This window comes from Paenibacillus silagei (assembly GCF_017874735.1).
GTDB classification, from domain to species: domain Bacteria; phylum Bacillota; class Bacilli; order Paenibacillales; family Paenibacillaceae; genus Paenibacillus_AQ; species Paenibacillus_AQ silagei.
Genome location: NZ_JAGGLV010000023.1, coordinates 53,966 through 67,215 on the forward strand (window position 1 = coordinate 53,966; position 13,250 = coordinate 67,215).

Here is a 13,250-nt window from a genome sequence, read left to right on the forward strand (position 1 = left end):
AGTTGTGAATGATAAGCATAGTAAAAGGAGCGAGAGGTATGAATAAGCAGACGGACAAGCTAGTGGCGATTGTGGGGATGGGCTGCAGGTTCCCGGGAAGCGCAAATAATGTAGAACAGTTCTGGGACATCTTGAAGTCAGGCAAGGATACGATTACGGATGTTCCCGAGGACAGATGGAGTATTGAAGAATATTATCATCCTAACAAACAGGTAAAAGGAAAAAGCCACGCCAGGCGCGGAGGATTTATCGATAAGTTTGATCAATTTGATGCAAAGTTCTTTGGGATTAATGCCAGAGAGGCAGACCAGATCGATCCGCAACAGAGGCAAATGCTGGAGATTGTCTGGGAGGCTCTAGAAGACGCAGGAATTAAGCCCGGCAGTCTGAGCGGTTCCCGCACCGGTGTGTTTATCGGCGGATTTACGCTCGATTATAAAATTCTGCAATTTGCTGACGCTGCACAAATTGGAACCCATGCTGCAGTAGGAAGCATGATGACGATGTTATCGAATAGAATCTCGTACATATACAATTTAATGGGTCCCTCTCTATCCATAGACACAGCCTGCTCGTCCTCGGTGGTTTCTGTTCATGAAGCCTGCAAAAGTCTGCACAATGGTGAATGCGATCTGGCCTTGGCAGGCGGCATGGAACTGATCTATGCCCCGGAATATTTCATAGCCGAATCCAAAGGCGGATTCTTGTCGGTGGACGGAAGCTGCAAGACCTTCGACGCTGCTGCGAACGGTTATGTCAGGGGGGAAGGGGGCGGAATCCTTGTCCTTAAAAGTCTGGAAAAAGCGCTCGAAGACGGCGACTATGTGTATGCCGTGATCAGAGAGAGCCTTGTGAACCAGGACGGAAAAACGAATGGTATTACGGTACCTAACGGCGAATCCCAAAAGATGCTGCTGCAGGATGTATATGCGAGAGCAGGGATTGCCTCCGATGAAGTTCAGTATGTCGAATTGCATGGAACCGGAACAGCACTGGGTGATCCCATTGAAGTCAATGCGGTCGGTGAATTCTTTGGAGAGCACAGGACGGAAGATAACAGATGTATCATGGCCTCGGTCAAACCGAACATCGGTCATCTGGAGGCAGCTTCCGGCGTAGCATCGGTAATCAAGGCGGCGTGCATTCTTGATCACAGACAGATTGTGCCGCATATCGGAATGAAAGAGCTTAATCCTGAGCTTGATCTGGACAAGCTGAGGCTAAGAATTCCCTTAACCAATGAAAGCTGGCCGCAGGATGGTAAAGATGCCATCGTCGGTGTCAATTCGTTCGGATTTGGCGGAACCAATGCGCACGTGATTTTACAGGGAATAACGGGTGACAGAACGTACGATGGAACAGTCAACGAAGAACTGCCTCAAGTATTAACCATCTCCGCAAAAACAGAACAATCCTTAAAGGCTCTTGCCGCAGAATACACTGAATTTTTGAATCAAACCGCCGAAAGCTTACCGGATATTTGTTATTCCGCACTTACCAAACGTGAGAAATTCCCGAAATCCCTTGTGTTATTCGGAGGGAATATACAGGAGATCATTCAGGGTCTGACAGATTATCAGCAGGATACTTTGCCGCAGAATGTGGTTGTGGGCAATGAAGGTAAAGACAAGAGACTGGTGTTTATTTTCACCGGCATGGGTCCCCAATGGTACGCGATGGGACGCGAGCTCTATCATGTGAATACGGTATTCCGCAATACGGTCGAGAAGTGCCACGCTGAGTTCTCCCGATACTTGTCCTGGTCATTGATGGATGAATTCCTGATTCATGAGGAACAATCCAGCATGCAGTTCACCGAAGTCTCCCAGCCGTTGAATTTTACGGTGCAGGTGGCCTTGGTTGAGATGTGGAAGAGCATGGGGGTCGTCCCGGATCTGATTATCGGACACAGTGTGGGTGAAGTGGCAGGATTGTATGCTGCCGGTGTCTACAGTTTTGAAGATGCGGTCCGGATTTCGTATTACCGCAGTATGCTCCAGCAGCGGCTGACGGGTAAAGGCGGTATGCTCGCGGTTGCTTTGAATGAAGCGCAGGCCACAGAGCTGATTGCTGGCAATAACGACAAAGTATCTATTGCCGCAATCAACAGCAATACTAGCTTAACCCTGTCCGGAGATATGGGCTGTCTTACAGAGATCAGCAGCAGGCTTGAAGCGGACGGCATTTTTAACAAGTTCTTAAGAGTAACCGTACCTTATCATAGCGTGTTCATGAACGAGATTAAATCGGAGCTGCTGGAAGCCCTGCGCGATATTCATCCGCAACCAACCAAAATCAGAACGTATACCACCGGAAATGGCCAGCTGGCGGAAGGGCCGGAGCTGGATAATGAATACTGGTGGCTGAATGTATCCGGTTCCGTGTACTTTGCCAAGGCCATGGAACAGATTTTGGAGGAAGGCTATTCCTGTTTTGTTGAGGTTGGCCCTCATCCGGTACTGGCGAATTCAGTCAGTGAGCTTGCGAGTGAGAAGGATATAGAAGTTCTGATCTCGCCCTCCCTCCGCAGAAATGATCCGGAAATACCAAGAATGCTTAGAACCTTGTCTGAGCTATTCTGTGCAGGCTATGAAATTGACTGGTCCCGGATCTACAGAGGAACCTTTAAGTATGTAAAGCTGCCGCATTATCAATGGGAGCATGAGAGGTTCTGGAAGGAATCCAAAGAGCATATGAAGAGACGCCTTGGACAGAAAGAGCATCCTTTTATCGGATACCGCAAGAACAGCGTGGTTCCGGCATGGGAAGCGGAAATCAATGATTATATTATGCCTTTCGTCTCAGACCATTGTGTAAATGGCAGTGTACTGCTGGCCGGTGCCCATTTCATTGAAGCCGCGTTCCAAATGCTCCGTGATTATAGCAAATTAAGCATTGATGAGGTATATGGTTTATATCATATCCACTTTAAAAGAGCGCTGTTCCTTGATGAGAACAATGCCGGCCACATGTCTATTAACTATGATCCGCAGCATGGTGTGGTGAAGATCGGAAGCCTGGCAGATGGCGATGTATCTAGAACTACCGAGAATTTCCGCGGGGAATTTGTCAGGAAACAGACCTGGAGTGTCAACCGGACAGCCGATCTGGAGGCTCTTAAGCACAGTGCCAAGGAAATTCTGAATCAGGCGGAATGCTACGGGCTGCTGGAGAAAATGAATTTCACCTACGGCCCTATGTTCCAGGGGCTTAAGAAGGTATGGATTAATCATAATGAAGTCCTGGCTGAGATCTGCATGCTGGACGAGTTAGGCATCCAGGACATGGATAATATTCTGCATCCGGTAATTCTTGATGCTGCCTTTCAGTCGCTTCTCGTTAATCAATTTGATGAGCTGAGAGATCACGGACAAGTTGATATTAAGCTGCCGGATACGGTGGACTCAGTCGTCGTATACGGTAACACATCCGGTCCATTGCGGGTCCGCTCTATAGTGAAGGAATCGGGTAAGGAGTTCATTGCCGGGGATATTGAAATCTATGATGAGCAAGGCAACATTGTTGTCATTGTAGACAACTTTGTGGCCAGATCCGTAGAGAAAAGTCCGGAAGCTGCCGTGCTTAGCGAGAAGAATCTGAAAGAATGGTTCTATGGCATTGAATGGAAGGCTCAGGAGGTAGAGAACGATGAGCAGCTGATCGCAGCTCGACATTCGTATACGAACTGGGTTGTGCTGTGTGATGCTTCCGGCATGGGTGACAGGATTGCCGGGAACCTAAGCGGCAGAGGCTATAACTGCAAACGGTTCTACGCGGATTATCAGAATCCCGGTAACCAGGATGCAGGCAGTGTTATTGTCAGCAATAATCAAGCGGATTATATCAAGCTGATTCAGCACATGGATCAAGAGCAGGAATACGGCATTATCCACCTGTGGGGTATGGACATTACAAGTCATGATCAGATGGACACGGATGCTATTGAGGCTTCCAAGCAGAAGGCTGTCAACAGTATCCGCCATGTTATGAATACTTTGAATGAGCACTCCGTGAAATATCGTACTTGGGCAGTTACCCAAGGGGCAGTCAGTGTTGACGGCAAGGAGCCAGTTGATGTCCTGCAGGGAGCGGCTATCGGTATGTGCAGAGTAATCAGCCACTCCGAGTGCATTGGAAGCTGGGGAGCAAGTATGGATATCGATCATCACCCCGCCTCTGTCGATCTTTTGATCAATGATCTGGAGAACTATACACGTGAAGATCAGCTGGCGTATAGAAACGGTGTCCGTTATGTTGCCAGACTGGAGCATATCTACGATCTGGACGGGAACATCCCGGTAACTATGGCGGACAATAAGATTTATCTGGTCACAGGTGCCATGGGCTCACTCGGGCAAATCACTGTGAATTGGATGTACGAGAAGGGAGCCAGACATTTTGTATTGGTGGGCCGTACTCCGTTCCCTGGTAAAAAAGAAAGAAAAGTGATGGCTTCATCCCATAAGCTGTACAGCCAGGTGCAATTTATCAATGAGCTTGAACGGAAAGGCTGTACTGTTGAAGTAGCCGCGCTGGACATCGCTAATGAAGCAGCAGTCGGGGAGCTTACGCATAGATTGATTCATGAAGAAACCATGCCGGTCGGCGGTGTAGTCCATATTGCCGGTGTAGTCAAAGACAAATTAATGATGCAGATGGAGCAACATGAGTTCGATGAGGTCTATGACACCAAAGTTAAAGGCGCCTGGTTATTGCATAAATATCTTGAAGAGGTTGAACTGGACTTTTTCATCATGTATTCATCCACCGGCTCGGTTGTAACGGCGGTTGGACAAGTGAATTATGCCGCAGCGAATTCCTTTATGGATTCACTGGCCTGCTACCGCCGCAGTAAAGGCAAATCCGCTTTGAGTCTGGGCTGGGGACCATGGGGTGTGGGGATGGTTAAAGAAAAGAATTTGATTGATCATTATAAATATCAAAGAGGCATGAACCCGATCTACGCAGTGAATGGCATGCAGGCTCTGGAAAGAGTGTTCGGACAACAGCTATGCCATGCGGTAATCGGTGAAGCGGACTGGCCGCTTGCGCTTAATAATTATCCGGGCAAGCCGGCATTGTACAATCACCTAGCCGAGCAAAGCGAAGATACCGCAGGGGACGCGCAGGAGACGGACTTATTCAGCATTCTGGCCAAAGCCTCCGGCATAGAAGAAAAAAGTGCAGTTATCATGGATTTCTTCGCTGAGATCATCGCAGAGACCATTCATGCCAAGAAGGAAGCACTTGTGCTTGATGAGCCGATCAGTTCGGTTGGAGTGGACTCCATTATCGCTGCAGAGATCAGAAATAAAATAAATAAGAAATGCAGTATTAACATTTCCATTGTTGACCTTCTGGGCGGAATCAGCATTGCTGACTTGGCCGGAAAACACTTCAATGACATTAACGACTTAATTATTGAAGACGAATCCGAAGCAGACCTCGAAGCATTATTGGACCAGTTAGAGAATCTGACAGAAGAAGAGGCTGCACTTCTATTATCTAAATAAAAACGGAAAGGAGGATACAGAAGCATGGAAATATCCGCTCAGAATGATGATCTTAGAGACCTCGATATTGCCATTATCGGAATGGACTGCCAGGTTCCGGGAGCAGATAACGTAATGCAGTATTGGGAGAATCTGTGCAATGGGACGGAGTCGCTTACCTTCTTCACCGATGAGGAGCTTCGGGCAGCAGGGGTACCGGAAGAACTGCTCAGCAATCCGGAGTACAGGAAGTGCGGCTTCAAAATCAATGATATTGAGCAATTTGATGCGGCGTTCTTTGGATTCACACCCAGGGAAGCGGCTCTGATGGACCCGCAGCAAAGAATTCTCCTCGAGAGCTCTTGGCGGCTGATGGAAAGTGCCGGATACCAATCGGACCAGTATGCAGGGAAGGTTGGCGTATTCGTCGGAACGGGAACCAGCAAGTATTTATTGAAGAATATTATGTCCAGTATGGATCTGGATTCCACTCCGGAGATCAGACAAATATGGATTGGGAACGATGTTCATTATGCTTCGACCATGATTTCCTACAAGCTGAATCTGAAGGGACCGAGCGTGAACGTGCAGACTGCATGTTCCACTTCCCTGACCGCCGTAGTTCTGGGCTGTCAGGCTCTGCTGAATTATCAATGCGATATGGCCATTGCCGGAGGGAGCTCCCTGTCGCTTCCTCAGGATAGCGGTTATCTCTACATCAAAGGAGAGGTTCTCGCGGAGGACGGACATTGCCGGCCGTTTGATAAAGATTGCAGCGGTTCATTAAGCGGCAGCGGAGTAGGAACCGTGCTGCTGAAAAGATTGGAAGATGCTGTGAACGACCGCGATCATATCATCGCTGTCATTAAGGGAGCCGCCTTTAATAATGACGGTTCGGCAAAGGTGGGTTATTCGGCACCAAGCATTGAAGGCGAACGCAATGCGATTAAGAGCGCCCAGATCCTAAGCGAGATAGATGAAGAAACGATTACTTATATTGAGACTCATGGAACAGCGACTCCCATGGGGGACCCCATAGAGGTACAAGCACTTACAGAAGCCTTCTCGGAAGCCACGGACAAGCTGAATTTCTGCGCCCTGGGTGCAGTTAAGGCCAATATCGGACATCTGGATTCTGCAGCAGGTACGGCCGGGTTAATTAAAACCAGTCTGATGCTCCAGAAGCAGAAGCTTGTACCCTGCATCAACTATAAAGAAACGAATTCTAACATTGATTTGCAGAACTCGCCTTTCTATGTCAATACCCGTCTCAGAGACTGGAACCCGGATTGCGGGGTAAGAAGAGCAGGCGTCAGCTCGTTTGGCATTGGAGGGACCAATGTTCATGTAGTCCTGGAAGAAGCGATCGACACCCGCAAAGTCGAGAGTAATGAGGAATTCCAATTGCTGCTGCTATCCGCAAAGACAAAGACCGCCTATGAAGAGGTGGCCGGACAATTGCTGGATTTTGTGCAAAATAATGAAGACATTGATTACCGGAATATCCTGTATACGATGAATATCGGAAGAAAGAGACTGCCCTATCGAGGCGGTCTGGTCTGTAACAGCAGAGAAGATCTGATTCATAAATTGGGCGGCAGCCTTCCTGCCGTGAAATCTCCAAATGAGAACGAAAAGGAAATTGTGTTCCTGTTCCCGGGACAAGGCGTGCAGTATGTGAATATGACAAAACAACTGTACGATACGAAGCCTGTATTCCGGCATGAGCTGGATAAGTGCTTCGAAATCCTTCAGAAGCAGTTGAACTATGATTTAAGACAGCTTATCTTTGCAGATCAAGCGGATGCTAAGGGTGAGGAGACACTCACAGAAACCCGGAATACACAGGTTGCTCTATTTGCCGTTGAGTACTGCTTGGCCAAGACTTTGATGCATTGGGGAATTACTCCCAAAGCTCTGCTGGGGCATAGTGTTGGAGAGTACGTAGCCGCTTGTCTGGCCGGGGTATTCTCACTCGAGGATGGTCTTAGATTAATGGTCATGCGGGGCCGGATCATCCAAAGTCTGCCGGCGGGCGAAATGCTGTATGTGAACATGAACGAGCAGGAAGCGCAGGCCTATATTAACGGGAAGGTCTCACTGGCCTTGATTAATTCCGAGAACCGGGTGGTATTGGCCGGGGATAGCGCAGCGCTGCAGGAAGTGGTCGAACAGATTACAGAGCATCGGGAGTACAGAATTCTTCACACCTCCCATGCTTTTCATTCCTATATGATGCAGGGTGCAGTGGAGGACATGCTGAAGGTGCTCCAGACGGTGACGTTCAACAAGCCGATGATCCCGATCATGTCCAATGTCACGGGAGAGTGGCTGAAGCCGGAAGAGGCGATGAGTGCTGACTATTGGATACAGCATATGCTGGGCACCGTCAGATTTAAAGATGCTGCACTTCATTTGGCACAGAAAAATTATAAATACTTCATCGAAGTGGGTCCGGGAAAAACGCTCTCTGTCTTTATGCAGGATAATTTGAAAGACTACGCAGAGTGCCTATTGTTCCAAACGGTCCGCGGCGTTAAAAATACGATGAATGATAATAAATTTCTGGCGGAGTTCGTAAAGAAGGCCTGGATCAGCGGACTAACCATTGATTTTGCAAAATATTACGAAGATGAAATCTTATTCAGAACCCCTTTGCCGACGTATCCTTTTGAAAGGAAGAGACATTGGATTGAAGCTGGCAAGCAGAAGGCTTATGAAGCGGCTGGAAGCAACGGCTGGGATAGGGAGCTCTCAGCAGACAGTGCTGTAGAAGCGGACACGATAGAGTATAACCGGCCGGATATATCGGTGGAATATGAACAGCCTGACAATGCGATTGAAGAGAGTATAGTGGAAATCCTCCAGGATATTATGGGGATCACGCCGATTGGAATCAACGATAACTTCTTTGAGCTTGGCGGACATTCTCTGATGATCACACAAGTCGTCCTGAGAATTAAGGAACTCTATGGGATTGAATTGCAGTTGAAACTGTTTATCGAAGCACCGACTGTCAAGAATGTAGCTGACCTTGTATTGGAAGAGTTGTCAGAAAGCCTCGATTTGGATGCAGTCTAAATATGGACAGTTAGAGGTGTGGAGAGATGCAGAACAACGAAAGCGGAAGCGTGAAAAACAGAGTCAATGCCTTATCGGACGCCAAGAGACTGCTGCTGGAGAGTCTCTTGGAGGAACAAAGAAAAAAGAAAAGACAGATCATCCTGCAAGACAAAGGGCTGCATAGGGTCAGCAAGAGAGCACCGGAGTTGACAGTGTTGCCTTCCAACTATATGCAAAAGAAAATTTGGTATGTCGAACAGCTCTTCAATGAATCGATTACGTATAATGTTTCGGGTTATGTGAAATTCCATGGAAAACTTCAAGTGGAGCTTTTGCACAAGGCCTTCAGAACGGTGGTTAAGCAGCAGGAGGTGCTGCGTTCCAAATTCAAGGGAGGACAAGGACAGCTTGAGGTTGAGCTCAGCGAAGATACCGAAGAGCCGGCCTTCAGAATGTATGATTGCTCCCAGGCAGGGATGGAAACATCGCCTGACGGTATCAGGCAAAGGATGTACACGGAAGGAATACAGCCGTTCCGGTTAGCTGAGGGCAAGCTTATTCGCCTGATCTGTTACAAGCTGAGTGAGACCGAATGGATTGGACAAATTGTTTGGCATCATATTGTATCGGACGGTTATTCAAGCGGCATTTTTATTAGAGAATTGCTTCAACAGTATGAAGCCTATGAAGGCGCAAGTATGGAACCTGTACACGAACCCGCTGTGCAATACTACGATTATGTCATTCACATGAATGACCGGATTGCCAAAGGCGAGTTCGATCATCAGCTTAAGTTCTGGAGGGAACAATTGTCGGGCAGCAGCATGAGCTGTATGCTTCCAACGGATTACACGGCCGGTCATGGGCTTACCTATCATGGCGAACGGGTAGCTTTTTCAATCCGCAAGGAGATGAAAGTAAAACTGGAAGCTGCTGCAAAAAAACACGGGGTTACACTGTTTGTATTGTTAATGAGCGCACTCAAAATCATGCTGCATAAGTATGTACACCAAAACGATATTATTGTCGGGGTCCCGGTTACCGGCAGAAATGAAGAGGAATGCCAGAGCATCATCGGGTGCTTCCTGAACATGCTGCCGATCCGCAGTAATATTGGTGAAGAGCAACAATTATTCGATTATATCCAGGCGGAGAATGCCCAGGTGATGCAGGCCTTGAAGCATCAGGATTTGCCGTTTGATTTTATAGTAGAGGACTTGAAGGTAGAAAGAGATTTGCTGTCCACCCCGATCTATCAGGTGGTGTTCAGTTATGAGACCAATGCGTTAAAGGATATTACAACAAAGGATTTCTACATAGAGTTCGAAGAACTGGATTTAAAAACGGCCAAGGTTGATCTGGCGCTGGAAGTCAATGATGAAAAGGATGGGTTAAGCGCCTGGTTTGAGTATAAATCGGATAAATTCTCCCGGGAGCGGATTGAAAAGATTAAGGATTATTATCTGAATATTCTGCAATTCATTGCTGAATATGACAATCAGCCTATAAAAAATATTGAAATGATCCCGGAAGAAGAAAAGGATGAGATACTCTACTCTTTTAACGAAAAGATTACGGACTATAAGCCACAGACCATCAAGCAGTTATTCGAGACCCAGGCGGCGCTCCGGGAAGAGGCAGTAGCCGTAGTATGCGGCAATGAGAGGATTACCTACAGAGAACTGAATAACCGCAGCAATCAACTGGCACATCGTCTGCGAAAATACGGTGTGGGCTGCGAGAGTCTGGTTGCCATTATGCTGGATAAATCCATTGAGGCCATCATTGCCATACTGGGGGTAACCAAGGCTGGCGGAGCTTATATGCCGGTAGATTCGGCTTATCCCCGGGAGCGGATGGAGTATATTCTGGAAGACAGCAAAGTCCGGTATATGATAACTTCCGGCATCCATCAGGATTATGCAGGCATTGAGCAGATTTCAATGGGTGACAAGCATATCGATGCCGAGTCCACGGACAATCTTACGGACCACAGTAATCCGGATAATCTTGCTTATGTAATCTATACCTCGGGAACTACAGGTCAGCCCAAAGGCGTTATGGTGGAACACAGCGGTATTGTTAACTTGAGAGATTATTTTTGGGATAAATACAAAGTGACCACGGATGATACGATCCTGCAATTTGCCAATCTTGTTTTTGATGCCTCTGTCTGGGAAATGATTATGGGAATTCTCACCGGTGCAAGACTATGCATCATTACCAAAGAAGTAGCGCTGGATGTGAATCTGCTGGAACTGGAGCTGAAAAGGCATAACGTAACCGTCGCCACCTTGCCGCCGCCATACTGGAATGTAATAGCGGATAGACCCGTCGGAATCCGTCTGTTGATCACAGCGGGATCAGCAGCAAGCGTCAATCTGGTGGAGAATTTGCCAGAGCCGATTGAATATTTCAATGCGTATGGACCTACCGAGACTACGGTCTGTGCGTCGGACTGGCAATACGAAAGGACTGTTCAAATCCCGAATAGAATTCCGATCGGCAAGCCAATTTCCAATATGCAAATCTATATTATGAATTATACTTCCTTATGTGGAAAAGGAATTATTGGAGAATTATGTATAGCAGGAGTAGGCATTGCCCGGGGGTATCTGAACAGGCCGGAACTGACAGCGGAGAAATTCATAGATAATCCCTATGGTCCCGGTAAATTGTACCGGACGGGGGATTACGCAAGCTGGCTGGACGACGGAAATATTGTTTTTACCGGAAGAATAGATCATCAGGTCAAGATCAGGGGACACCGGATCGAAATCGGAGAGATTGAGAATAAGCTCTCTTCTCATAACAGAGTGATTGAGGCGGTTGTTATCCCGGAGATTGACCACAAGAGCAATCTTTATCTGGCAGCTTATTTAGTTGTGGATGAAGCAGTGACTCTGACAGAAATCAGAAGCTTTTTGAACGATGGATTACCTTCGTATATGATCCCATCAGCATTTTATACGCTTGAGGCCATTCCGCTAAATATGAATGGTAAGCCGGATAACAGCAGATTAGCGTCCTTAGGCCAGCCTATGGAAGCGGAGAACGATTTTGCTGAACCGACCACAGAGATTGAAAGAACGCTGGAACGAATCTGGTGTGAGCTCTTAGGAGTTGAGCGGGTTAGTATCCATGATCATTTCTTCGAAATTGGCGGAGACTCCATTATCAGCATGCAGGTTATTGCTAAGGCGGCAGAGGCAGGAATTAAGCTCGAATTAAAGTCTTTTTACGATGATAAATGTATTGAACAAATGGCCTTAAAGGCTGCGGCAGTTGAACACATCTGCTGTGATCAGGGAGAGGTTACAGGTACTTACCTGTTGACACCTATCCAGCAGTGGTTCTTCACCAATAATTTCCCGGAAAATAACCATTGGAATCAGTCTGTAAGCTTTGAATTGAAGCAGACTGTAGATGCTGGGCGATTGAATGAAGCACTCAATGAAGTGTGCCGGCAGCATGATTTGTTAAGAACCCGTGTACTTCCCGGAAAGGCTCCAAGGTATGCGGATATTCTGCCGTTTGCCTACAGCGAACGCCTGAAGACAGTAGAGATTCCAGCTTGTGATGACTATGAACAGCGGATGCAGCAGGAATTGACGGCTTTTCAGCAATCTCTTAATTTGCAAGCGGGAGAAGTATTTAAAGGTCTGCTAATTGTGTCCGATACATGGTCAAGCAGCAGACTGGTATTGACAGCACATCATCTGGTATGCGACGCGGTGTCCTTCAGGTTCATCGCTGAGGATGTATTGAATGGCTATCAAGCCTTAATAGACAAGCGGGAAGTCAGGCTTCCGCAGAAAACCTCATCCTTCATAAGCTGGAGCAACGCAGCAGAAGCATACGCCGGCAGCCATGAAGCAGTGAGCAAAAAAAAGGAATGGACCAAAGAAATTGCGGCTCATTCAAGAAAAACCAAAAGAGGCTGGTCCAGCATAGACAATCTTGAAGGAGAAGCAGAGCACTGCCTGTTCTCCTTATCGGAAGAAGATACCGCCAAGCTAATGATTGAAGTGCCTAAGCATTACAGCATTCAGCCGATTGAGGTCATGATTGCCGCCCTGGAAACGATGCTGCATGAATGGGATGGGGCAGACCATACCTTATATCTGGAAAGTCACGGAAGAGATACGCTTGCGGATCAGGTGGATCTGTCAAGAACGGTAGGCTGGTTTACCAACCTGTATCCTTTCTACTTTTCCGCAAGTGATATTTCAACTACTGGAGCTACGTTAAAAAAAGTGAAAGACAGATTAGCTGCCGTGCAGAAGCGTAAGTTCGAGTTCTTGCTTAGTGATTACCCCCGTGAAGCTATGGATATTGTTTTTAATTACATGGGGCATTTGGATAACAAAACCTCCGAGCATGCACATTTCCGGCTGATTACCGGAGAACCGCTGTATACCAGGGGATTGAAGAATACAAGAGTCAGTCTGCTTGAAGTCAACGGGTATATCCAGCAAGAGCGCTTAACCTTCGAGTGGGGATATAACCCGAATATCCATTCCGGGGAGAACATCGTGCAGCAGGCCAATGCTTTCACGGATACGCTTAGGGGGATGATCAGCTACTGTATTGAATCTGAGGATGATGGAGTTTCCGCTGCAGATTTTGACGATGTGGATATGGAAGATTTAGATTTCATCTTGGCAAAGTTCAATTAAGGTCACTCAGGGACAA

At 47.3% G+C, this 13,250-nt stretch carries 3 protein-coding genes; all 3 read left to right on the forward strand.

The annotated features are described in order from the left end of the window. The first annotated feature begins 38 nt into the window (after positions 1-38). Genes J2Z70_RS26150 through J2Z70_RS26160 form a run of 3 tightly spaced genes read left to right on the forward strand, consistent with a single transcriptional unit; the run spans position 39 to position 13,234 of the window. Complete coding sequence (locus tag J2Z70_RS26150) at positions 39-5,513, forward strand: type I polyketide synthase (RefSeq protein WP_209878029.1); 5,475 nt, start codon at positions 39-41, stop codon at positions 5,511-5,513. Between the two features lie 24 nt (positions 5,514-5,537). Further along, complete coding sequence (locus J2Z70_RS26155; RefSeq protein WP_209878031.1) at positions 5,538-8,573, forward strand: type I polyketide synthase; 3,036 nt, start codon at positions 5,538-5,540, stop codon at positions 8,571-8,573. Between the two features lie 50 nt (positions 8,574-8,623). Next, positions 8,624-13,234, forward strand: coding sequence for a non-ribosomal peptide synthetase (locus J2Z70_RS26160; protein ID WP_209878034.1), 4,611 nt, complete (start codon positions 8,624-8,626; stop codon positions 13,232-13,234). Positions 13,235-13,250: the final 16 nt, after the last annotated feature.